Here is a 23,773-nt window from a genome sequence, read left to right as displayed (position 1 = left end):
CCCGCTCCCGCAGGTCCAAGGAATAGCTCTTGCCCATGATCCACCTCCAACTAGGGTGAATCACACTTCGCCCCAAAAGGAAATCCCTCAACGATTCCCAATTAAGGCGTGGCGCTCTAGATCTCCTGGATCAGAAGTCATAAGGATGCAGCGCTTTATTATCTCCGGATTCGTCTGGACAACATAGATCGGAGAAGAGGCACCACCTAAACTGTCCCACCAGTTGGAAGTCCGCTTGATAGAAGGATTTGGAGAGTATCTAATGAACCGAACATCTCTCTTCAATGGAAACAAAAGGTCCGCTCGGCTAAGGCGATCCATACCAGATGGCCCTTCTCCATCTGAAATAACAGTATGCTTCCAGCATTGTCCATCTTGAATCGGAAATACCCTATTCTGAAACCGAAAGTCGTGAGATTGATTTCTTCTATATCCACCACTCTTAAGTGGGTTTAGCGCAAAAAAAAAGCGCGCGCCCGGATGGCGCTCTTGGAGAAGGGCATAGTTCAAGTGGTAGGATTCACCTTCGCGATTTCCAAGGTCGGAGATTCGGATACGTTCACCGGAGCTGAGCTCAACGAGAGGAAAATCATCGAAGATTTCTTCATCTTCTCTTACGTGAAAAAGGGGTCAGAACTTGAGAAGTCCCGTATCCTTCGGCTGTCTTCCATACCAGAGGATGAAATCATTTACTGAATCAACTGTCCCGCTGATTTGGCTACCTTTTTTCTTCACTACAATCTCAGTGATGAAATTCTCATCGCCAAATACCTCATCCATAACAGCACGCACGCGGTGGACATTCTCATCTCCAATTTGGACAAATACCGATCCACTATCAGTCAATAGATCACGACAGACCGCCAGCCGATCGCGCAGATAGGTGAGGTAGGAGTGAATGCCATCACGCCAGGTGTCGCGGAAGGCTTTCACCTGTTCTGGCTCGCGGGTGATGTGGTCGGCCTTGCCGTCCTTGACGTCGCGGCTGGTTGTGGACCACTGGAAGTTGGAGTTGAACTTGATGCCGTAGGGCGGGTCCAGGTAGATGCACTGGAACTGGCCGCGCAGGCCTTCGCGCTCGGCCAGGGAGGCCATGACCTGCAGGCTGTCGCCGAGGATTATGCGGTTCGACCAGTTGGCGGCGTGCTGGTAGAACTCGGTCGCGGCCTCGGCGTCTGGCAGGCCGTTGAAGTCGGCGAAGAGGTCGGGCATCTCGGGCTCCGCCTGCTCCGCCCGTTCCTTGCTCTGCTTGAGCAGGTCGTCGATCAGGACCTTCGGGTGGAGCTTCTCCTGGATGTAGAGCGGCGGCGCCTGGACCACGAGGTCGGACCAGTCCTGCTCATCCTTGCCGCGCCAGACCAGCTGCGGGTCGAGGTCGCGGTTGCGCCGCTCGTAGGCGATGCGGATCGGGTTCTTCTCCTCCTCCGCCATCACCGACTGGAACTCCGCCGTCGGAATGTTCCACCGCTTCGCCTTTTCGTGACGCAGCGTCTCGACCTCGACCGGCTTCTTCGGTTTTCTCGCCATCCAAGACCTTCGCTATGTGTTGATCGACGAAACCAAGAGCTTCACACGATGCAGCTTGGCGAGGTTCTTGAGATCGCCATCGAGTTCCAGCTCAGTGATCATCAGACAGTCGACACTTGGATCGCGCCGTGCGTCTTGGGCCCTTAGAACCTCTCGATACTTTACGCACTGATAGATTCCACGCCGCAGATCGAACCAGTTCGAGTCTATTGACTTCACCTCAATCGCAAGGGTCATGGAAGGCGTGTAGTAGACAACATCGACCCGGTCCCCAGACAGGAGTTCGACCTCGGTTTCGGCCCGGATCGGCAGAAGCGAGGGCATAACCAGCTCCGGGTTCTCCTTGGTCCAAAGCCGCAAGGCTCGGTGGTTGGGGCCCTCTCCGTGGCGCCCGCGTTTCAGGCCATCTTTCTCTTTGCCATCCTTCCCGAGTCGCCGCTTTATGGAGGCCGGGTCAGGCTGATAGTCCTCCTGATAGATGCGCTCAAAAACGCCTTTCCAGTCTGGATAGGCGTAGACTTCATCTGCCGCTTGCTCAAAGGTCTGTTTCCACAAGTCGGGATACTTCTTTCGGGCGCCTTTTTCCAGAAGCTGCGGCTGATCAAAACGCTCGGCCAGAAAAATGCCTGCACCATCACCAGGCAATCGGTCGCCCTGCTGAACGAGCAACACACTCAGAAGCGGCGCATCGGGCTCGGCCTGACGAATGTTGTCCATGGCAGCACCGGCGGGGTGCCCCATCATGGGCGAGAATATCGTGTCGAAACCATACTCATCCTCTAGCCGGCGCTTTGCTTCACCGTAGGTGATTGTCATCCGCTCCTCTGCTGCCGCAATCAGCCATCGTGTCAGCGGTCTGGCTCCATGCTGGCCTAGGTTCTCGACAGTCGGCTTCATAGGCCTGTTTGGCATAGCTCTTCCATCACGCCAGTTCTGGAGAAAGAACAGACTCGATGAGCTTTCCGAATTCACTCTCGATTTCATAAACCTCCGTGAACTCGGCAAAGGCCCAGCGGCCGAACTTGCCCAGGTTGTTCACGCCGGGCACCCAGTAGGCGCGCATGGTGTTCGCCTTTTCCTTGGCGTCCTCGCCGCGGAAGCCCTTGATCTCGACGATCAAGTTCAGGGGATCGGCTTGCCCATCGTCGACCTGCACAATGAAGTCGGGAAGGTATTTCCTGGGTTTGGCGGCCATGAGGTAAGGCACCTCGAGTCCCAGGTTCTGGTTCTTCACGTAAGCCCGGACGCGGTGATGCGCCTCGGCCACGCGGCAGAACTCCGCCTCCCAATCGCTATCGCAAACGACCCAGTTGACGTGGCACCTGCGCGGGTCCGTTTGCCAGCGGGTTTCCTTCGAGGTGGTGAAGTTGACGAAGCGGGTCGAGCCAATGGGGTTGTAGGCGTCGAGGATCGCCTTCACGGGGCGGTCGCCGGCCAGCGTCTCGGTGATCGCGGTCTTGATGCGCTCGCAGGCCATGTCGGCGATCTCCTGGTAGAGGAGCTGGGCCGGATAGGTGCCGCCCGTGCAGCGCAGGTAGCCGCCGTCGAGCCATTGCCGCGCGATCCGCTTGAGCTGGCCGAAGAGGTGCAGCTTCGGCTCCTCGCCCGGATCGCGGTACTTGGTGTAGAGCAGGTGCTTGGCCAGGTGGAACAGGATCGTCGAGCGGCGCATGTCCTCCAGGTGCTTCACGGTCAGGTCGACGCCCTCTCCGATGATTCCCTGATTCTTGGTGACCGAAGGACCGACCAGATCCGGTGTCAGCTGGAGCAGCGAGTCGGGGCTGAAGTTGGCCGTGAGCTTCTCGTTCTGCAACTCGACGCGGTAACCCTCGACGCGGGGGAAGGTGATCTCCAGAGCGTCCCGATCGGGTATGACCGCGTGGACGCGAATAGTCTCGCGCGGCTTGGCGGGCGGGGCCACGACCGGCTTGGCCGCGAAGTCGAAGGGAATGCCGAGCACGTCGGCATACTCGACGTTGAAGAGGCCTTCCTCGTTCAGGTCGTAGGACTGACGGCGCAGGCCGCGCCCCACTACTTGCTCGCAGAGTAACTGGGTGCCGAAAGCGCGGACTCCAAGGATGTGGGTGACGGTGTTGGCGTCCCAGCCTTCGGTCAGCATAGAGACCGAGACGACGCAGCGGATGGATTCGCCGAGCCGCCCCGCTTTGCCGACCGTATTCATGACCTCGCGCAGCAGCTCTTGATCCGTGATGTTTGCGGCCGCGATTGGGTCATTCAAGCGCGCGGCTCTCTCTCGGCGGAAACGCTCGATCTCGTCCGCCGCCATATCGCGGAAGTTCTTGTCGAGCGCGTCGCCTGACTCCAGCTGCTCGCTGTCGATCAGAAGCGTGCGAGGCTTAGCTAGACGATTCCCGTATTCGTCGTGATTCTGGAACAGTTCCAGACGACCATAGACAAGCGAAGACTTGCCATCCTCGGTCTCACGCTCGAAACCCGAGATAAAGTCGTGGACCAGCTTCGAGGTCGAGGTGTTGTTACAGACCACGATGAAGACCGGGGGAACGCCGATCCCCTCTTCCTGCCAAAGCTCGAACGTCTTCCTGTAGTGGCCGTAGAGCGCTTCCAGGGCGGTCTGAAGTTCGGCAGGAAGGCTGAGCGGGTCGAGTACTTTCCCGGACTTGCCGCGTCCCTTCTTCGGCATCTTCTTGCCGATGTGGTCCCAGAGGTTGCGGAACTTCGGCATCTCGCCGCCGGGGATGTTGTCGGCCACCGGCACCCGCGGCAGCTTGACGATGCCGCATTCGATGGCATCCATCAGCGAGAAGTCGCTGACCGTCCAGGGGAAGAGCGTGCCCTCGGCGTAGCCGGAGCCGCGCAGGAAGAACGGAGTCGCCGAAAGGTCGAAGACCGTGCGGGCGCCGAGCTTGCGCTTCACCGTCTCGATGCCGTTGATCCAGAGCCGCGCGGCCTCGTTGTTCTTCTTCGCCTCGTCCTTCTCGTCGCCCTTCAGCTCGTCGATCTCATGGCTCTGCGGCTTCTCGCGATAGCAGTGGTGGGCCTCGTCGTTCAGAACCAGGACGTTCTTCATACCCATGATCTCGGGCATGACCCGCTGCAGCATCTGGCCTTCCGTCTCCAGCGTGTTGAGCTCGGGACCGCGGCCCTTGAGCAGGGCTCGACCGGTCTTGGAGACCTCCATCCGCTCCCGAAGCTTGAAGGCGTGGTAGTTGGTGATGACGATCTTGGCCCGTTCGAGGTCGCCCAGCATGTCGTTGGGCAGGATCTCGCGGCTTCGGTAGTAGCTGTCCGGATCGTTGGGCTGCAGTACCCGCAGCCGGTCCTTGATCGTGATGCCGGGCACCACCACCAAGAAACCGCGGGTGAAGAGCTTGCTGCCGGGATGGCGGACGGCGTTCACTGTCTGCCAAGCGATCAGCATGGCCATGACCGTGGTCTTGCCCGCGCCGGTCGCCAGCTTCAGGGCGATGCGCAGCAGCGCGGGATTGGCCTGTTCGTTGGCCCCCTTGAGGTGCTCCCAGAACTTATTACCTCGCCGGCCGAGCTTGGGCGCGACCTCCGTCAGCCAGATCGCGGTCTCCACGGCCTCGACCTGGCAGAAGAAGGGGCGAATGTCCTGGAACCGATGATGTCGCCAATGCTGCAAGAGCCGGGCGGTCTCGGGCGTTACTTGCCAGTCGTTCCGGTTCGGCAGCTTGCGCCAGGAGTCGACGTGGCTGCGGATCTCATTGATGATCGGCGTAGGATTGTATTCTTGCTCTTCGGAAGAGAGATCCTCGATCCCCAGCCCCAACTCTTTCTGACCCTTCGCGCGGCGGCGCTTCCTGGGCTTTGGGACCGGTGTAATCAGCTCCGAGCGCCGCCGAACCTCAAGGATCCTGTTCGTCGGCTGGCCGTCCTCATCAAGCTCCCAGTGCCGGGCCGGATACTCGTAGGGCGAGTTGAGGATCGGCCGCTCAAAAAACTGTTCGGTCATTCAGGAGTCTCGGCGTTGGCATTCGGGGTCGACGCGCAGGACAATGCTGTCGTTGCCCTTCGCCATCGCCTTCCCCCGTTGATTCGCGGCGCTACCATACCGAGCAGGATCTATGGCTAGCAATAGCGGGACGTGGCGATACTGCCCATTGTTCGGCTAATTCTGGCATGTCATGTCGGCTTGTTGGGTATACTTTCTTAGTCTCACGGAACGGAAAGAAACGCCGACGTCGAAGTTGGGTAGCATGGTTTGTCGTTGAAACTTCCCAGGGCGTAGCAATTCGCGCCAGGCTCAGTCACCAAAAGGCTTTCGGAGTTCATACCAAGCGATTTGCTCTCGCTTTCGCAGGGTTTCAGTCAGCCCGGTAAGACTTTGCCTAGCAGTGACCGCCCCTTTCACCCGCCCGCCTTCGATGAAACGGTCTCGATAGCTCGAGAGCTCCCGTCTCCGACCGCAGCCTGTCATCTCTGCGGGCAGACGCCGATCATCCTCACGAAGCTGGCCAAGTCCAAGCGTGAAGCTGGCGGACAGGGGATAAACCCGGCGGCCGGTGGGTGTATAATCCTCTCCGGATTCGACCCGATTCGTCGGCGCCGAGCGGCGTGTTGTCACAGCCAGACAAGAAAGGAGCTTAAGGCGGTGTCCTTGATAGATTTGGCCCGGGATCACTCGCCTTTTCCTCATTGGGAGAGATGCATGCCGCCGATGTTTGTCCCGGATGGCTACTGGTGGCTCCCTGAGGCCGTAGAGGACGCTGGAAAGGTACTCTATTCCGAGGACTGGCTTGGTCTGGAACCTACCGCTCGACCTTTGCCCCCATTGCCCGCGAATGAGGACGACGCCCAGCTGCTCTTGGAGCGGGCGGGTCGAGTTGAGCGGCAAGCCCCGCCAACTGGGGTCAATAGCGATTCGGGGATCATTCTGCACGCGATTCCGCGAGATCGCTACGAGCGCGAATCGGCAGCCTTCTTCCGCTTTTGGGACGCATCGGATTGGTTAAGCCAACGCCTCTTCGCACAAGACGTGTCCGCTGATGTGCTGGACGGACGACTATGGCCGATTCCGGCATGGATCTGGAGCGAGGAGCAGTTTTGGACCTCAGCCCTGCGCCCCAGGACCGCTACCGCAAAGGTCCGCATAGGAGCCGCGTTGGAAGGGACCCCAATGTATCGGAACGGGCCGATCCTGGTGAAGGCGAGCGAGATCCAAGAGGCCGCCGCGGGTTACGCGAAGAAGCGGCGTCAAAACACGCCTGAGCAAAGCGCTCCTTCCGCAAACCAAGGTGCCGAAGACTTACCGAAAGGTCACAGCTCTGGGCGTCCCAGGAAATACGACTGGGATGCCTTCTATCGGGAAGTCATCCGCATTGCCAACCTTCCGGACGGGCTGCCAGCTACCCAAGCCGAGCTTGACCGCACTATGGCTGAATGGTTCCAGCGGACCTACGGACAGGAACCTTCGGAGAGCGTTTTGAAGGAGCGGGTCCGCAACATCTATCGGCACTTGAAGGAGGGCGGAAATTAAGGAACAGGCGGTTTCCGCCCCTTTTTCGCTCCATTCCGTCCGACAGAAGGATCCTGTTCGGGTCTGATGCCTCCAGTTGACGGCTTTCGTCCAGACAACCATGGAGGCCCAAATGCGCGACACTACCCTCGCCGCTGATTCAGTCGAAACACCGAGCCGAGAGCCCTTCGTTACCGAACGGCAGGCGGCGGCATTTCTCAAGATCTCCGTCCGGACCCTTCAGCGCTGGCGCGTTGAGCCGCCACCGGGCGGTGCACCGCGGTTCTACAAGCTCGGCGCCAAGCGTGTGGCCTATCGCCTCTCTGATCCGTCGCGCTGGGCCGAGACGCGGGCCTTCTCCTCCACCTCGGAATGGAATCCATCGGCGCCCAGAGGCACTGGGCTCTGAATTGCGGATCTCCGGGATTTTGGGTGTCAACCAATGCCTGCGCACTGGAAGCCCGATGCTACCGGCCGAAGCTCGGGAAAAAGGTCGGGGCGCCGCGGAAAAGCCAATCGCCCGCCCAAGGGAGAACCCTGGGTCTGGCATACCCGTGAATTGTTATCGAGCCCCGCCTGGAGAGCGAGATCTATCAACTGCGCACGCTTGCTGGACTTCCTGGAGATCGAGCACATGAACCACGCAGGAACGGAGAACGGCAATCTGAAGGCCACACATGAACAGCTACGGGCCTACGGCCTCGGATCGAACGGCATTCGCGAGGCGATCGAAGAAGCCGAATTCCTCGGCTTGCTGCGGTTCCAGCGTGGAGGGCGATGGGCCGGAACCAATCAACCCTCAAGGTTTCGGCTGACCTATCTGCCCGACCGTGACCACACCCCGCCCACGAACCAGTGGAAGCGACGGACGGAAGACCAAGTCCAGCAATGGAAGGCCGAGAGAAAGGCGCTGCGTGCAGGGCGTAGGAAACGAAAAGCTACCCAGAAATCTCAGAGTACCGTACTCTCGTTTTGCAGAGTATGACGGTCCCAGCGGCGCCCGCTCTTGACCCTGTAGAAGTGAAATCTCAAGGCGATATTTGAGGTCATCCGTGCTCGCACATTGCGGAGACCTTCTATATCTTGGTGGGAGTACTGCTGTGTGATGCAGACCTCACGAGACCGTGGCCTCTACATAAAGAGCATTTGAAAAAGTAATGGCGTCGACGCGGAAACGGAATGGCTCCACGGCACCCGGCAAGCCGGTTCCCACCGATGGCGCACACTTGAAGCCTCTGACCGGGACGGAAAGCGGCGATTTCTCATTTGCCCTGCTCAACCAAGTCCTCGGCACGCTCTGGTACGGCAGCGAATGCCCTGTGGACCTAAAAGGGCGGCTCGTCCAATTCGGGCTTGGCGCCTTGAGAGAGATTGGACCTCGGGACGGTGTCGAGGGCCTGCTGGCGGCGCAAATGGTCGCGGTGCACTCCGCTGCTCAGGAGTGCTTTTGCCGCGCGGCTATTCCCGAGCAGACCTTCGTCGGCCGCGACATGGCCTTGCGCCATGGAACCCGCCTCGCCCGCCTCTATGTCGACCAAATGGCGGCGCTTCGAAAGTATCGCGGAAAGGGCCAGCAGAAGGTGACCGTCAAGCACGTGCACGTCCATGACGGCGGTCAGGCTATCGTCGGCCAGGTGACCCGGGGGGACAGGGAAGCGTCAAAACCAGAGGAACAACCCCATGCAAAGCCTCTTGCCCATGCACCAGAGCCCACGCTGCGGTGTCCGGACGAGGAAGAAGCGTCCGTGCCGCTCACCAGCGATGTCAAACGGTAGATGCCGGATGCACGGCGGAAAATCGCCCGGGGCGCCCAAGGGCAACCGAAACGCCTGGAAGCACGGATACTGGAGCGCTGCGGCCATTGAGGAGCGAAGAGCCATGAGCACCCTGTTCAGGGTAGCGCGGGAGCAGCTTGATAGCCTTCGCGAAGAAATCTGAACTCGTTGACCGTTAAGAAGCCGGGTTCGGGTTGGGAATTGGTGTGAGCAAGCGAAGGATCGGGGCCAGGATTCTGGACAACAAAGCCCTCAGCCATCTGAGGACCAGGCGAAGGTTGTGGCCGACGGCGGTGAGGACGGCGTTGGCCTGGTCGCCATGGCGGCCTTTGAGGTAGTTGCGTCCGAGATGGCCGTTGGTCTTGAGGTGGCCGATCACCGCCTCGATGGAGGAGCGGCGCCGGAGTTCCTTCTTGATCACGCCGTGGAGGCCACGCTTCTGGCCGGAGCGGTAGACCCGGAAGGGTTTGGGCGCATTGTGGCCACGATAGCCTTTATCGACGTAGACCCGTTCGATCTCGCCGCCGGTCAGTGCCTGGGTCTGCTTGAGGACATCTGCCAGGGTGTGGCCGTCATAGGGGTTGCCGGGCAGGGCCTTGGCGTGGACCACGAACTGACCGCCCGGCGCGCGGGCGTTGGTGGTGGCGATCGAGACCTTGACGCCGAACTCGTAGGGTCGGTGCGCCTTTCCCTTGCCGATGCACTCGACCTCCGGGGCGTGCAGCGAATAGAGCTTCCAGCCGCGCTGGCGCTGCCGCTGGTGGCGCACCTGATCGGCCCGTGACAGCGGGATGGCGAAGAGCTCCTTCAAGGTCTCGTCGCCATGGATCTTGCGGCGGATGTCGCGGATCAGCCGGCCGAGGCGGGTGCGCAGGAAGCGCAGCTCGCGGTGGTGGCGCTTGAACTGCTTGGCGTGGGCATAGCGCCCGGCCATGATCGCGGCCCGCTTGGCGACCCGGACGTAGGACTGGCGCAGCCGCACCCCGTGCTGCCTGGCCAGCCGGCCGAGCATGACCACCGCCTTGTGCATCAGCTTGGCGTCGGTCGGGTGGGTGATGTTCTTCGGCTGCACCGTGGTGTCGACGCTGATCCGGGTGAGGTGCCGGGGCTTCAGCGCGCCGGTCTTGTGCGCCACCCGCAGGCTCTCCTGGAGCAGGATCTCCAGCTTGTCGCCGAGGCGCCGGCGCCAGTGGCTCAGCCCCGAGCGCTCGTGCGGGAAGCGGTGCTGGAAGAACGCCTCGCCGGTGAAGTACTGGAAATACGGGTCGGCGCATACGCGCGGGGCTACGCCCCCCAGCGCTCGCACACCGCCTCGTCGGACAGGTGGTAGATGTGCTTGAGCAGCAGCAGGCCGACCATGAAGCGGGTCTCGGTCCCCGGCCGCCCGGTGTCGCTGAAGCGCCCGGCGACCTGCTCGTCAATCCAGTCCCAGTCGATCGTGCCGGCCAGCCGCACCAGCTCGTGGCCCATGTCGATGATCTGCTCGAGCCGGGCCCGGAACAGATCGCCGGTCTCCTGTGTCTCAGGCTGATTGGGTCGCATCGATGCCCTCCTCGATGCGAACAGGGAATCACGGATCGGCCCGCCAAGGAATCCCCAAACCGCGGGAAAAATCGCAAGGTTCCAGAGGGCAAACACCCAAAATCCTGCAAAACCGACTACTTCGAAATGCCAGAAACTCCAGCCGTATCAATCCACTGCGCTTTGTTCACAGGGAACTAATTCCCTGTTGCTATGGCAATTCGAAGGCCCGAAAGAACCGCTTAGTACTCTGAATTGGCTTCGCTTTCAGCGGCAATTAAAGCCCCAACCTATTGATTACGTCTTTGGTGGTCGTCTCACAGGCATCGCATATGCGAAAGACCCTGGACACTATTGCTTAGTCTTCGGCGCGCTGGTTCAAACGGTGCAGGTTCGGCAGGTTTTTGGCGAGTCCGGCAAAGACTTCCGCGATATGGGGATCTTTGCGCATACCGAACCTGCCATGCTGGTAAATGTCGGCAAGACACTCGAAGGCTGCGGGATCGCGGTTGGAGGCGGCCCACTTTACCCAATGGAGGCCTCCTTCGACATTCTCCTCACCACCGCGTTCGAGCAGGCGTTTCCCGAGCTTCGAGGCCGCGACGGGGCTGCCAGCCTTCGCCGCCTTCAAGAGGCAGAGATCTGCTTGCTCCCTGTCGGCAGTGGTCCCGACCCCGAGGTCGTACATTTTAGAAAGGTCCAGCAGGGCGGGAACGAAGAGGCGGTCGGCCGCCGATTTCATCCACTTGAAAGCGAGCCCAGGCTCGGGCACGGTTGGCGGCCGCCCCTGCCAGTAGCGTCTGGCAAGCGCTTGCTCTGCCGCGGGATACTCGGCGTTTGCGGCTTCGGTCAGCCAGTACACGCCTTGATCAGGATCGCTTTCCTCCAGAAGGCAGGCAAGGGCGAATTGCCCTTGAGCGAACCCCTGCTCGGCGGCCCTCCGGTACCAGCCCTCGGCAAGCTTTGGACCTTTTTGCATTCCAAAGCCATTTTCAGCAAGGTAGCCGGCGAGCACCTGCGCATAGGGATCTCCCCAATCCGCGACGTGGAGCAAGCTGTCGATATCCATGCCTTCCATCTTCTACAATAGCTCTTTGTCGGGGTCAGTCTGCCAACTGCTCCGATTTAACCCGAAACACTCGTTGGGATGAGTCGATCAGCTGACTTGACGAGGCCTCAAATCTCGCCCTCAACGCAATTCCTCTTCACCATCACAGAGCGAAAGGAGAAAAATACTAAGATCGGAATCACGGGAGAGTCCATGGCTTCCCTTATTGTATGCCGTTGCCAACTCCAACAGTGAATAAAATACACCATTCGAAGCAGCAAACTTCAACAGCCTGAGCGCTTCCTTCGGATTCTTATCTTTGTCCTGGTAGATCAGGATCCCAGCCAAGGTATGGCTTGCATCCGCACTACCAAGCTCAGCTGCCTGCCTCAGGTATTCCTTGGCGAGATTAAGATCGGCGGTCGTCCCTTCTCCATCCAGAAGCATCAACGCAATCAGCCGAAGGGAAGGGACATAGCCTTGGTCCGCTGATGCTTTGACCCATTTGTAGGCCGCGCGCAGGTTCCGTGGCCCGCCACGACCCAGAAGGTAAATCGTTGCCAGAGCCGTTTGAGCCAAAGGATACCCACTTTCTGCCGATCGCATAACGGCCTCTCTAGCTGCTTGTTCCCTGCGCTCGAGCTGCATTTCCAACAGGCAGTAGTTCGCGAAATCGCAGCCGCGTCCAGCAGACCGTCCATACCACTCTCCTGCAAGTCGGAGGTCCTTTGCGGTCCCTCCTCCAATCTCATGTAGAAACCCCAGCGCAGCTTCCGCCCAAGGATCTGCGGCATTGCCCATATTCTCAAGCAACTCGATGTCAAGACTCAAGAGCGTCATGCCTCACATACCGAATTCCGGTGGTATCGTCAGTGGCTGCACGTAATACCTTGGCTCAGGACAGCGAACATCATTGTGGAGCATTATGTCACGATTCAGCTCTCTGATCTCGACGGCCAGCATGAACAGCTTTTGGGTTCCGAATGCAGCCGGATTCTCTGCTTGACTGATGAGCTTTGCCGCGGCCGAAAGCTTTCGGCCAACGAGTACGCGGGTTTGTAGCTCGCAGATGTCTTGTTCACAATTCCGCCTTTCGTCGCTCGCATTGGATTGGGTCCCTGCGCCGGTCGTGGGCTTAGCTCTAGATGGAGGTGGGAAGGGCAAGATCTTCCCGCCCTCGTTGCCATCACCATTGTTGCTCGTGGTCGCCTGCTCGACAAGCCGCTCCCCTTGGACGACAGCTAGCACCGCCACGCCTGCCGTTACTGCAACCTCCACGAACACCTTCGCCGCCGCGACGAAAGCCGCCGCCGCTTGCGGAGCGAAAGGCAGCGCAAAGGGCAACCTTCCGCTCGGATCCACACGGTTGATGGGATTGTTTCCGACGTAGCGGAAGAAATTTGCGTCGCCTGTGGCAAGGCCCAAGGGGTCCTTGCTCAGGAATCGGCCGCTCGTTGGGTCATAGTATCGGGCGCGATAGAAATAGAGCCCGGTCTCAACGTCCCGCTCACGGCCGGTGAAGGTAAAGCTGTTCGCAACACCTTCGATCGCCGACTCGACGTTTCCGTAGGAGTCGTAGCTATATGAGTTGACCACGAACCCCGACCCATCCGTGATCCTGCGTACCGAACCTCTATGGTCTGCATGAAAGAAGAAGCTCTGAGTACCCCGTGTCTGCACCAGCGGGCGGTCGCGGCCCGGCCCATAGTCATAGCGTGCCGACAGAACACCAGCATCATCGAATTCAAGAAGAATATTCTCGCCATCGTAGATAAAGGATGTAGTCAGACCATCGACTGTCTTTGTGATCCGACGGCCAATTGCGTCATACTTGTATTCAGCGACCCCTCCTCCAGGCAGATCTACGCGCACTAGCTGGTTTCGTGCATTGTAAGTATAGGTCGTCGTTACCGCACCACTCGTCTTCCTCGTCTTGCTTTCGAGATTCCCGTCAGTGTCATACGTGTAGGTGAAATCTTCGTCCTCCAACAAGCGATTGATGCCGTCGTGCGTATGTGAAATGGATAGGTGTGATGTCGTTCTGTTGCCGAGAAGGTCGTAGGAATAGCTTTCCGTTAGCCCATCCGAACCTCCAGCCGTCAGTCTTTGGAGCGCGTCATATTGAAATGCACGGAACTGAGTTCCCTCATCAATAGAGGTGATATTGCTGATCGCATCGTAGGCATAAGTGAAGGTCGCGAACGGCGTCGACCCTCGCTTGTAGTCAAGCTGCGTCAACCGGCCACGAGTGTCGTAGCCAAACGCCGATACGGTCGTGTTCGGATAGGCAACCTCCTCCAAGCGCCCCGCTGGGTCGTAGGTGAGGTCGATGGCTTGACTCAGGGCGGTGATGAGCCGTGTAAGCCGACCGGCCGCGTCGAAGGCGAACTGTGTCGCGCCCCCTTCGGTATCGGAAAGCGCGACCCTGTTGCCGACCTCATCATACGTATTGGTCAAGGTAACCAGCGGCTGGACGCCCCCCGCTGCCGTGGCCTCGGTGAGGACACGGCCCACTCCATCATAGGTGAAGATCAGGGCACTGTCGTTGTCAGACAGCGTCAGAACGTTCCCTCTGGCGTCATACGACAGATCGATAACGTCGTCCGGCGCCGTAACACGTGTGATTCGGGACAATTCGTCGTAGTCAATTACGAAGCTGTCACCGCTCGGCTCTGTAGTCCTTGTAAGATTGTCGCGGGGATCGTATTCGAAGCTTAGCTGATTGCCGAGATGATCCACCTCTGATTCGAGCCGGTCGAAAAGATCATAGGAGAAAATGGTCTCTTGAAGCAAGCTATTGGTAATCTTGGTCAAATTGCCGTTGGGATCGTAATCGAGCTCCTCGATGCCACCGATTGCGTCCACTGACTTGAAGAGCTGCCCCACAACGTCGTACTCGAACGTGGTCAATCCGCCGCGCGCATCGACCGATTCGATTAGGTTGCCATTGAAGTCGTAGACGAACTCAGTGGCGCCTTCGATCGGGTCGTCAATCTCGATGACCCGTTCCAGCTCATCGTAGGCCCTCCTCAGAACCTCACCGGTCGCAGATATTCTCTCGACCAAATTGCCCGCCGCATCGTATTCGAAAGCCGTTGTTGCGCCCTCTCCATTCGTCGCGGAAAGAACTCGGTTCATCGAATCATAGCTTGCAGTCGCGTCACGCTCTGCGATGCTACCTGCCCCCTCTACAATCCGAACGACATTGCCCGCCGGATCTTTCTCAAAGACTGTCGTGCTGCCTTCGGGGTCGACTACGCTCTCCAGATTGCCGAGGCTATCGTAGGTGAGCGTAAGAACCTTCCCTCGTTCGTCCGTCGTCGACAGAAGCAAGCCCTTGCTGTCATATTCAAAGGTTCTTTCGCCGCCTTTCTGGTCAATCGTCTTCTTGATGTTCCCAGAGGCATCGTATTCGAACCTTTCTTCGTTCCCAGCGAAGTCCACGCGACGGACCAGCCGATTGAATTGGTCTTCGTGCTCAAATCGTCTCTCACGTTGAAGAGAAGTGCCGACCGCATTGCGCTCCAAAATCACGTTGCCACGGTCGTCATATTGGAACTCATCGACACGTCCGTTGCGCGTTGTGATCACTACTGCATTGTTGTTCTGATCTCGCTCAACTTGGGTAGTCCGGCCAAGGGCATCTGAGGTTTCTGTCGTTGATCCGAAGACGTTCACCGAGAATTCCACGGGGTTACCCAGAGCATCCGAGAAGGTTCCAACCGCAGTTTCGGGTCTGACATTCGGTGCAGGATTGGTCTCCGTGCCTTGTCCTAGCGAAGGATCCACCAAGCCAAGTGTGTTTGCAGGGCTCACTGCCACGACAGCGCCATCAGGCAGGCTACTAGAGGTGTTCTGCCCGGCGAAGTTGTAACCGTAGTCGCTTGCAAAGCCGCGCTTGGAGATCTGTGATGTGAGCAGATTGCGCTCGTCGTAGTCGAATCGCCTTGAGGAGCCATCCGGATCTGTGATCCGGATCAGGTTTCCGGCCGAATCCTGCGTGAAGCTCGTTACTCGGTTGGCAGGATCGGTGATACTCGACAGAAGCCCAGCCGCGTAGGTGAATGACGTTGCGAGACCGACGGGGTCGGTTATAGAAAGGAGGCGCCCATCTCCATCATGTGTGTACAAAGTCGTGTTGCCGTTGGGATCGACGATGGAACTCTGCAGGCCTTCAGGGTCGTAGTTGATCTCTGTCCCGTTCCTTAGCCGACGCGTGAAGCTACTGTCTGGATTTCTAACAAGAGCCGAAAAATCTCCGGCCGGTGCTGCGAACTCGAGTGGCGTTGCCGCGGCCCCATTGAGGTGGATGGAAAAAGCCGAGTCTGGATCCGCCGCGCTTGCGCGCGTCGTGAAGAGGTCGACAAGTCCATCGTCATCGACGTCACCAAGCACCCTGGGCTGCCCACCGGCCAAGGCCGTTATCCCGATGCCGGCGGAGAAATCCCCGAGACTGTTGCCAAGATGTACAACTGAGGTCGGTCCACCGACGAAGATGTCGTTCGACCGGTCGCCGTCGAGATCTGCGACATCAACGACGTTCCCGCTGCCCGTGGTGTTCAAAATAGACCTTGGCGCGAAGCCACCCAGGCCATCGCCCAGAAGGATCGAGACGGTCTGTTCGGGGAAACCGTTCCGCAACACGATGTCGATGTTGCTGTCGCCGTTGACGTCACCCGCAGCGATGAGGCGGATGGTGCTGGGCGACTGCGACGACGTGACCGCGCCGACGTCGTTGATTGTCGTCTGGGAGAAATTGGACTGCCCTTCGACATTGAGCGCCACAACAAGCCGGTCCGAATCATGCAACGCGCGAGCGATGTCTGGGAGACCGTCCTTGTTGAAGTCCGCGATCGCCGCCCCGCGGCCTCTGAACCCGATGAGCGCGGTATCGATCGAGAAGGTCTCGGTGACGCTTCCCTTGATCACGTTCATGTCCCAGAGGATGTCATCGATGCCGTCGAGATCGAAATCTGCGGAGGTGACATAGGGAATGGTCGCCGAACTCGTAACGGCGAGGATGCCGTCCGCGAAGAAGCCCGATCCCAGACCCTTGAAATAGTAGAGCTCGTTCTGGAAGGTCGCGGCGGCGATATCCTTGATGCCGTCGCCGTTGAAATCGCCGACGGCCATCTCGCCGGTGACCTGATTGCCCGGCAGCGCTTGCCGGAACGCGAACCTTCCTCGTCCGTCATTGATGTAGACTTCGATGACGTTCTCGACGAGCTTCTCGACCAGAACATCAACCTTGCCGTCACCGTCAATGTCGCCGACGAAGGGAGAGGTGATGAAGTCGCTGTTCGGATCCTCTCCGAAATCCTTGCGGTTCGAAAAGTCCAGCTCCCCCGTGGGAAAGAAACGCAGGATGGCGCCGTTGCCCTCGGTCAGAACCAGGCGGGCACCGTCGGCATGAATGCGGCTGAGGCCTTCCAAGGTCCAGCCGGCGCCGAAAGCGCTGTTCTTCTGGTTATTGATGAGCAAGTCGCCCGTGATTCGAGAGGACAGGCGGGAGCGGGTGTAGTTGCTCGTGACGAAGAGCTGGTAGGGATAAACGCCCGTGGCCACCTGGCTGGCATCGAATTGAACCGCTTGACGGACCGTCTCATCTTGAACGCTCGACAGCCCGGCGGTCGTCGTGAAGACCTCCACGTCCTGGCTTTGGCCCGCGACGCGCAGGCGTGTCGAGAGCAGGGAGGGGAAGGCAGCGAACTTCGAGATTGTCGCATCGGTGAAAAGGATCGGGCGCGGGTCTGCAAGCTTGCTGTTGTATATCAGCCGCAAATCTCGTGCTTGGCTTAAAGACCGGTAACTGACGAGATCGTGGGAGATCGACAGGTTGCCATCGGCCGGGCTGGTCGTGGAGCCCGAGTTGCAGTCAGGACAGTTGTCAGGGTCTTCATTTTTCCCGTTGTTTCCGCTGCTATCCCCCGCCAGAGCGGGCGGAATGGAAAGATGCCAATCGGCCCGCCTTATGCCACCGACGACGGGATCGAGCGTCGCCGAATCGCCGCTGACCTCATTGACCCCGACGATGACGAATTGCCCAATCTCGGGATCCAGGGACCAAACGTCGAAGAGCTCTCCGGGGCTTCCCTGATCGATGTTGGGAAAGGTGATCGGTGCCGGCGGATCAAAGATCACGCCCACGGGCTGGATCGTGATCAGCAGGCCGGGCTCCAGCTCCTCCGGCAGGGCGGCCGGCGCGAGGGCAAGAGGCACCTCCGAGATCGAGACCTGCCCGGTGAAGTCCGTGCCGTCGGTGTTCTTGGCGGAGCCGGGCGGGATCTCCAGGCGGATTCCGAGTCTGGTGTTCTCGACCACGGTCGTGACGGCCGGATCGACCGTCGTCAGGCTGGCGGTCTCGACGCGCGGCAGGAAGAAGGGACGCTCGACGACGTTGGTCACGTTCGGGATCAGCTGCAAGGCCTCGCGGAAGCCCGCGTAGGGCGAGCCGTCCGGCGCGAGGTTCGCGGTCGAGACATCGATATCGAAGACCTGACTGCCGCCAGAAATGCCGGTCAAAGTGAAGTTGCCGTTCGCGTCGCTGGTGGCCGTGACCCCGCTGCCCAGGATCGAGACCGTCGCGCCGACCACCGGCGTCTCGATGCTGTTCACGAAGTCGTTCGTGTCCAGGAGTCGGCCCGCGAGCGCCGTCTGACCGCCGGGCGGCGCAGCCTGGACCGTGATCGTGATCGCCTCGGAGTCGCTCAGGACCCCGTCGGTGACGATGAAGGTGATCTGCAGGTCGCCGACCTGCGTCTCGTCGGGCGCGAAGGTGAACGCGCCGGTGGCGCTGTTGAGGCTGGCGCCGGCGGGCAGCGGAAGCGGCGATGCCGTGAAGGCGAGATCGTCGCCGTCGGGATCGCTCGCCGTCAGGCTCAGCGACAAGGTCGAGCCCAAGGCGACCGTCTGGTTGCCGATCGGGTCGAGGACTGGCGGGTTGTTGGTCGAAGCCACGACGGCGCGAACGGCCACCGTGTCGAGCGAATCGAAGGCGCCGTCCGAGACGGTCAGCTCGGCGACGTAGATGCCGGCCACATCGGCGGTGAAGCTGGGCGTCGCCGTGTCGGCGCCGGCGAGGGTGGCGGTGCTGCCGCCGGGCAGGGTGGTGAAGCGCCAGGAGAGGCTGATCGCCTGGCCGTCCGGATCGAAGGACCCGGAGCCGTCGAGGTTGACCAGCGCGCCGGGCTGGACGCTCTGGTCCGGGCCGGCATCGGCGATCGGCGCCTGGTCGGTCGCTGTGATCGTGACACTGTCGGGCGCCGAGGCGGCGAGGCCGTCGCTGACGACCAGCTCGATCACGTAGTCGCCGGCCAGGTCGGGCGCCAACTGCGGATCGATGGTGTCGGCGCCGACCAGCTCGGCAGTCGAGTTCAGGGGCTTGGTCACCAAGGTCCAACTGAAGCTCAGCGCGTCGCCGTCCGGATCGCTCGAGCCCGAACCGTCGAGCTGAACCAAGATGTTGGTCCGCACGACCCGATCCGGCCCGGCATCGGCGACCGGCGCGGTGTTCGCGACCGTGACCAGGACCGTCACCGGGTCGCTCTCCAGCTGCTCGCCCGCCGCTTCCGCGACGATCAGCTGGGCGACATAGCTGCCGACCAGGTCCGCGGTGAAGGTCGGCCGCGCGACGCCGGGATCGCTGAGTGCCGCCGCGCTGCCCTCCGGCACCTGCAGGAGGGCCCAGCTGAAGGTGACGGCATCGCCGTCGGGGTCGCTCGATCCGCTGCCGTCGAGCGTGACGAGGTCGCCACCGCCAACCGTCTGGTCGTTGCCGGCCTTGGCCAGCGGCCGGCCGTTCTCGGTCGACGCCAGGACGAGGTCCGGGGCGCTGTCCAGGCTGCCGTCATTGACGATCAGCTGCGCGAGATAGCTGCCGTCCAGGTCCGGAAGGAAGCTCGGGTTGGGCAGGCTCGGGTCGTCGAGCTCGGCCAGGCTGAGGCCGCCCCCGCCGCCTCCGAAAAGGAGGCCGTAGGTCGCCAGGATGATCGTCGGGGTCGGCGCCGAGGGGCCGGACCAGCTCATGCTCACGGGCTCGGCCAGCGGCGCCTCTTCGAAGCTGGCCCCGATCGCGCCGTTGAAGCCGGCGCGAAGGTTGATCTCCGTCTCGCCCGCCCCGGGGGTCCAGATTTGGCTGCTGCCGAGGCCCAGGATGCTGATCACGACGGTCTGGTCGCTCAGCGGCGTCAGGGTGGTCGTGGCCGAGGTCGCGGAGCCGAAGAGCGGGGCCGAGCTGATGGTCGAGCGCGCCAGGCGGGTCTGATCGATACCGGTCAGGTAGAAGGCCGTGATTTCGGTCACGATGGGTGTCGAGCCGTTCACCGTGACCGTGATGTCGCCGCTACGGGCGCCGGCGCCGAGATCCGCCTCCACGAGCTGGAACAGCGCCGTCCGGATGGAGAAGCTCGTGGTGTTGACGACCTCCTGCATCGGCGTGCCGTCAAATCGGACGTCGATCGCACTGGTCGCGGTCGTGTTGGTCACCACGCCCACGATCAGGACTCGGTCGTCCTCCGCGCCCAGGGCATAGCCCGGGATCGAGCCCGTGCCGGTCTGAGGGTTAAGCACGGCGAAGCCGCCGCCGCCACCGTCCGAGGGCAGGCCGATGAGGCTCCAGTCGTAGGTGAGGGCATCGCCGTCGGCATCGCCGGAGCCGCTGCCGTCGAGCTGCAGCGTCGTGCCGACGCTGGCCCGCTGGTCGGGCCCCGCCGCAGCGAAGGGCCGCGCGTCGTCGGTCGTGATCACGACCGTGTCGGGCGCGCTCTGCAGCGTGCCGTCGCTGACGATCAACTGGGCGACGTAGGTCCCGGCCAGGTCCGCCGTGAAGCCGGGAGTCACCTCGCCGGGCGCATTCAGAACCGCCGTGCTGCCGGCGGGCGCAGACAGGAGTGCCCAGCTGTACGACAAAGCGTCGCCGTCGCGGTCGGTGGCGCCGGCGCCGTTGAGCACGACGAAGTCGCCCGGCAGAACCGTTTGGTCCGCGCCGGCATCGGCAACGGGCTTGGCGTTTCCGGTCGTGATGACGGCGGTGTCCAACTGGCTGCCGCCGCCCTCCGTTTCGACGCCCAGTTGGACCACGTAGGTCCCGGCCTGATCGAGGGTCAGCGCGGGCAGCGTCCCCGCCGAGAGCCCGCCGTCGCCCTCGGCCGGCGTCAAGGCCGCGGTGCTTGCCGAGGGCTTGGCGATCAGAGCCCAGTTGAAGCGCGTGATCAGGTCGCCGTCGACGTCGAAGCTGCGGTCGAGGCGCATGCGTAGGCTCTGGCCGACCGTGGCCGGCTGCTCCGGTCCGGCGTCCGCTACGGGAAGGCTGTCGGTCGTCGAGACCACGACCTCGGCGGCGGCACTGGTCGCGACGCCGTCGTCGACCGTCAGGCTGGCGACATAGTCGCCACCGAGATCGACCGTGAAGCTCGGCCGAAGGGCCGCGGGATCGGAGAGGACCGCGGCACTGCCGGCCGGGATCTGGGTCAGAGACCAGGTGTAGGTGAGTCGGTCGCCGTCAGCGTCGCTCGACGCTGTCGCGTCCAGGGTTGCGGTGGCGCCCAGCGCGACGGTCTGAGCGGTGCCGGTATCGGCGACCGGCGCGAGATTGTCGGTGCTGACGACAACCGTGTCGGCCGGGCTGTCCTGGGTCCCGTCGTTGACGACCAGCTGCGCGACGTAATCGCCGGCGAGGTCGACCTCGAAGCTCGGCCGGATCGCCGAGGCGTCGGATAGGGCCGCGAGACTGCCCGTGGGCACAGAGGTCAAGGTCCAGCTGTAGGCGAGCTGGTCTCCGTCGGCGTCGTTCGAAGCGCTGCCGTCCAACACGACGACGTTGCCGGGCGCCGCCTTGAGATCTCGACCCGCCTTGGCGACCGGCACCGTGGTGCTTTGTGCGGACGCCGCGCGAATCAACTGGGTATCGACCTCGGGGAAGAGACCCGTCAGCTTCGCTCCCCACCCAGGCACCAGGAGGAGGCAGGCGGCACCGAAAACGCTCGCCGCGCTAACTGATGCAATCTTAAGTTTAATCCTACGCATGACCCCTCCTTTTGGCAGGCGCAGATCGCGCCAAGCCGTGGTGTGTCGCGACCCGGCGCCGAACCCTTGCAAGCGAGGTCGGCGTTTTGTCGGATTGGTCCTTGAAGCGGAGACTAGTCCTCAGGCGGGAACCCAGTGACGGGAGACACGTGCCGCCGCTTGCGCCCCCCGCAGACTGCATCGCCCCAGGAGAAAAGAAAATTAAGATAATAAATTCAGAAACTTGTCGCGAGGTGTCTGCACGACTGTAGTGGGATCCTGCCAAGCCGTCGTGCGTTCCTTGCACGACACTTCCCCCTTCCCTGTCCTTTTGGGCGAGCGTGTGCCTCTTTTCTTGGTTTCCAGGCTGGTTGCCGTCGGAGTCCGGCCTCTTCTCTGGCTGCTCGAATTCGGCAGTGCCATCGCCCGGATTTTGCGAACTATCATAGCGTGTATTTCTAAAAAAAGCAACTCAGAGTGTTACTGGTTAAGACATCTGCAATTCCAGGAGTTTGCTCAAAGAGCGGGCCATCTTTTCCACAAGGCGGATGCGTTGACGAAGTGACTGGAGTCCGATGTCGCGGCTGCGGATTGGAGACTCGCACTCAAAGCCTTTGCCGCTCCTGAGGCAGCGGCCAGACACATCCAGTCTGATCGATGGAGACCGATCGAACTCAGAATCTCACCGCAGAGGTCCTTGCAGGACGTGAGGTTGCGGAGTGTCGCATCTTCTGGGCTTGCGCAGCTTGGGCGAACGCCGAGGCTCGACTTACAAGTTGCTAGCTGGTTGCTAGCAAAGCAAAGTCGAGGTCTGAACTTCTAGAAGTCTCTGAAATCCTGGCGCGCCCGGGAAGATTCGAACTCCCAACCTCCTGATCCGTAGTCAGGTGCTCTATCCAGTTGAGCTACGGGCGCGCTGGCGATGGAGGCTTGGGCCGGGCCGCTGGAGGCCCGGCTCAAGGCGGGCGGAGATTATCGATTGCCCTGTGGCAATGCAAGCCTCCTGCGCGGGCCGGTTCGGCGGGCTTTTTGGCTGCGCCGGCGCCCGACGCAGGTGCCGAAGGCGGCCACTCGCCCACAGCGCAGGTCCCGATCAGACGCACGCGGCTCCGGCCGGGAGCCCTGCGCCAAAACACTGCGAAAAGGGCATTACATCCGGCCGGATGCATCGCGAAGCGATTCCATCAGATCGGATAATGCCCTAGATTGCCGGCAGGCGGGCCGTGCCGATTCGCACAGTCGGGCGCGGCAGGACAGAGGAAACGGAGAGGCTGCGATGGGCGGCTGGTGGCTTCGGGCGTTGGTTCTGGGCGGCTTGGCGGGGGGCCTGGCGGCCTGCCAGTTCGCCGACGAGACGCTCTGGCCCGACAGCCCGCCGGAAGGCATCGAGGCCCGGGGCGCGGCCCCGGCGCCCGAGCCGATTCCGCTGCCCACGGGCGACGTGGCGGCGATCGAGGAGACGGCGCTGGAGCCGCTGATGGTGATCCGCAGCGACCGCCCCGACATCGCCTTCGAGACGCCGCTCGGCGAGACCGTCGAGCAGGTCCTGCGCCTGCGCCCCGAGGCGCGCTTCGACCTGGTCGCGGTGCGGCCCGGCCGCGGCAGCCCGGACGAGCGCAGCCGGGCCGAGACCCTGACCCGGCAGCAGGCCGAGCGGGTCCTGAACTACCTGGCCGGCGACCTGGGCCTGGCGCCCGAGCGGCTCTCGCTCTCCGCGACCACCAACCTGAGCTCGGCGATCGGCGAGGTCCGCATCTACCTGCGCTGAGCCGCCGGGCCGAGGCGCGCGCGACCGGCGCCGGTTCCGCCGCCGCCACCTTAGGCTTTTTAGGCTTTCGCTAAGCCCGGTCTGCGATGCTGGGCGCCTCCCCGCACTTTGTCCCCGGCGCGAAAAGGCGGTCATGGCGATCAAGCCCGCGAAGCTGACCCTGGAGTTGCTCGCCCTCGGCCTGGCCGGCGGCTTCTTCCTCTTCGGCGCGGTCCAGGGCGGCCTGATCGAGACCCTGGGCTTCGAGCGCGACAACAAGACCTTCCACACCTTCGTCAGCACCAGGGGCAACGGCTTCGGCCTGGGCCTGAAGTACTTCTATCTGCGCGAGGGCCAGGTCGCCTTCGTCGACTACGACGCCGAGGTCCGCCAGGGCAGCCTGCGCCTCGGCCTGCACAAGCTGGGCGCGCCGATCGGCCAGGGCCCGCACTTCGTACACAAGGTGGAGCGCTCCGGCAGCGGCCGCGCCGAGTTCGTGATCCCGGAATCCGGCATCTACAAGTTCTACTTCGACGGCTCGGTCCTCGGCGGCGAGCCGACGGGCAGCGCGGTCTACGACGTCAGCTACGAGATCCTCTGGGGCGTCCGCGGCGACCCCAGCGGCACCGCCACCGCCGCCTACCCCAGCGACCAGGGTTGAAGGGCGGTAAAGGCGAAGACGAGAGCCTCCCCTC

Annotated in this window: 13 protein-coding genes, 1 tRNA gene and 1 pseudogene; 7 read left to right on the top strand and 8 right to left on the bottom strand. The window is 61.6% G+C overall.

The window, feature by feature from the left end; genetic code table 11:
* Positions 1 to 630: 630 nt before the first annotated feature.
* The 3 genes from QNJ30_14025 to QNJ30_14015 all read right to left on the bottom strand — a co-directional run bounded on the left by QNJ30_14025 (position 631) and on the right by QNJ30_14015 (position 5,482).
* Positions 631 to 1,527 (bottom strand): DNA methyltransferase, encoded by an 897-nt coding sequence (locus QNJ30_14025; GenBank protein MDJ0944578.1) that lies wholly within the window; start codon positions 1,525 to 1,527, stop codon positions 631 to 633.
* A 12-nt stretch (positions 1,528 to 1,539) separates the two neighbouring features.
* Positions 1,540 to 2,343, bottom strand: a complete 804-nt coding sequence (locus QNJ30_14020; GenBank protein ID MDJ0944577.1) for a hypothetical protein — start codon at positions 2,341 to 2,343, stop codon at positions 1,540 to 1,542.
* A gap of 106 nt (positions 2,344 to 2,449) precedes the next feature.
* Complete coding sequence (locus QNJ30_14015; protein MDJ0944576.1) at positions 2,450 to 5,482, bottom strand: DEAD/DEAH box helicase family protein; 3,033 nt, start codon at positions 5,480 to 5,482, stop codon at positions 2,450 to 2,452.
* A gap of 696 nt (positions 5,483 to 6,178) precedes the next feature.
* On the opposite strand from QNJ30_14015, the gene QNJ30_14010 reads away from it, so the two are divergent.
* The 5 genes from QNJ30_14010 to QNJ30_13990 all read left to right on the top strand — a co-directional run bounded on the left by QNJ30_14010 (position 6,179) and on the right by QNJ30_13990 (position 8,923).
* Complete coding sequence (locus tag QNJ30_14010) at positions 6,179 to 7,006, top strand: hypothetical protein (GenBank protein MDJ0944575.1); 828 nt, start codon at positions 6,179 to 6,181, stop codon at positions 7,004 to 7,006.
* 112 nt (positions 7,007 to 7,118) lie between these two features.
* Positions 7,119 to 7,394 carry a hypothetical protein gene (locus tag QNJ30_14005; GenBank protein ID MDJ0944574.1) on the top strand — a complete coding sequence of 92 codons (276 nt, stop codon included), beginning with the start codon at positions 7,119 to 7,121 and terminating at the stop codon, positions 7,392 to 7,394.
* 225 nt (positions 7,395 to 7,619) lie between these two features.
* Positions 7,620 to 7,970 (top strand): hypothetical protein, encoded by a 351-nt coding sequence (locus QNJ30_14000; protein MDJ0944573.1) that lies wholly within the window; start codon positions 7,620 to 7,622, stop codon positions 7,968 to 7,970.
* Between the two features lie 241 nt (positions 7,971 to 8,211).
* Entirely contained in the window at positions 8,212 to 8,760 is a 549-nt protein-coding gene (locus QNJ30_13995; protein MDJ0944572.1) for a hypothetical protein, read from the top strand.
* Positions 8,684 to 8,923, top strand: a complete 240-nt coding sequence (locus QNJ30_13990; protein MDJ0944571.1) for an HGGxSTG domain-containing protein — start codon at positions 8,684 to 8,686, stop codon at positions 8,921 to 8,923. The genes QNJ30_13995 and QNJ30_13990 overlap by 77 nt, the downstream gene beginning before the upstream one ends.
* A gap of 12 nt (positions 8,924 to 8,935) precedes the next feature.
* Here the strand turns inward: QNJ30_13990 and QNJ30_13985 are convergent.
* From QNJ30_13985 to QNJ30_13965, 5 genes and pseudogenes are all read right to left on the bottom strand, one after another.
* Positions 8,936 to 10,302: pseudogene (locus QNJ30_13985) on the bottom strand (IS5 family transposase).
* 337 nt (positions 10,303 to 10,639) lie between these two features.
* Positions 10,640 to 11,350: a tetratricopeptide repeat protein gene (locus QNJ30_13980; protein ID MDJ0944570.1), complete on the bottom strand. Its 711-nt coding sequence runs from the start codon at positions 11,348 to 11,350 to the stop codon at positions 10,640 to 10,642.
* Between the two features lie 120 nt (positions 11,351 to 11,470).
* Entirely contained in the window at positions 11,471 to 12,160 is a 690-nt protein-coding gene (locus QNJ30_13975) for a tetratricopeptide repeat protein (protein ID MDJ0944569.1), read from the bottom strand.
* 12 nt (positions 12,161 to 12,172) lie between these two features.
* A complete protein-coding gene (locus QNJ30_13970; GenBank protein ID MDJ0944568.1) occupies positions 12,173 to 21,352 on the bottom strand; it encodes a PKD domain-containing protein in 9,180 nt (3,059 codons plus the stop codon).
* Between the two features lie 817 nt (positions 21,353 to 22,169).
* Positions 22,170 to 22,246 (bottom strand) — tRNA-Arg (locus tag QNJ30_13965).
* A 361-nt stretch (positions 22,247 to 22,607) separates the two neighbouring features.
* On the opposite strand from QNJ30_13965, the gene QNJ30_13960 reads away from it, so the two are divergent.
* The gene (locus QNJ30_13960) at positions 22,608 to 23,099 is read left to right on the top strand and encodes a hypothetical protein (protein ID MDJ0944567.1); all 492 of its coding nucleotides are present in this window, start codon (positions 22,608 to 22,610) and stop codon (positions 23,097 to 23,099) included.
* Positions 23,100 to 23,232: 133 nt separating this feature from the next.
* Positions 23,233 to 23,739, top strand: coding sequence for a hypothetical protein (locus QNJ30_13955; protein ID MDJ0944566.1), 507 nt, complete (start codon positions 23,233 to 23,235; stop codon positions 23,737 to 23,739).
* The last annotated feature ends 34 nt before the right edge of the window (positions 23,740 to 23,773 follow it).

The sequence above is a fragment of the Kiloniellales bacterium genome (assembly GCA_030066685.1).
Taxonomy (GTDB): Bacteria; Pseudomonadota; Alphaproteobacteria; order Kiloniellales; family JAKSBE01; genus JAKSBE01.
The sequence above is the reverse complement of the archived record's forward strand: the minus strand, read 5'-3'. Positions and strand labels throughout refer to the sequence as shown.

Coding starts and splice junctions, on each gene's coding strand:
- QNJ30_14025 (MDJ0944578.1), bottom strand. CDS start 1,527: ATGGCGAGAAAACCGAAGAAGCCGGTCGAGGTCGAGACGCTGCGTCAC.
- QNJ30_14020 (MDJ0944577.1), bottom strand. CDS start 2,343: ATGACAATCACCTACGGTGAAGCAAAGCGCCGGCTAGAGGATGAGTAT.
- QNJ30_14015 (MDJ0944576.1), bottom strand. CDS start 5,482: ATGACCGAACAGTTTTTTGAGCGGCCGATCCTCAACTCGCCCTACGAG.
- QNJ30_14010 (MDJ0944575.1), top strand. CDS start 6,179: ATGCCGCCGATGTTTGTCCCGGATGGCTACTGGTGGCTCCCTGAGGCC.
- QNJ30_14005 (MDJ0944574.1), top strand. CDS start 7,119: ATGCGCGACACTACCCTCGCCGCTGATTCAGTCGAAACACCGAGCCGA.
- QNJ30_14000 (MDJ0944573.1), top strand. CDS start 7,620: ATGAACCACGCAGGAACGGAGAACGGCAATCTGAAGGCCACACATGAA.
- QNJ30_13990 (MDJ0944571.1), top strand. CDS start 8,684: ATGCACCAGAGCCCACGCTGCGGTGTCCGGACGAGGAAGAAGCGTCCG.
- QNJ30_13980 (MDJ0944570.1), bottom strand. CDS start 11,350: ATGGATATCGACAGCTTGCTCCACGTCGCGGATTGGGGAGATCCCTAT.
- QNJ30_13970 (MDJ0944568.1), bottom strand. CDS start 21,352: ATGCGTAGGATTAAACTTAAGATTGCATCAGTTAGCGCGGCGAGCGTT.
- QNJ30_13960 (MDJ0944567.1), top strand. CDS start 22,608: ATGGGCGGCTGGTGGCTTCGGGCGTTGGTTCTGGGCGGCTTGGCGGGG.
- QNJ30_13955 (MDJ0944566.1), top strand. CDS start 23,233: ATGGCGATCAAGCCCGCGAAGCTGACCCTGGAGTTGCTCGCCCTCGGC.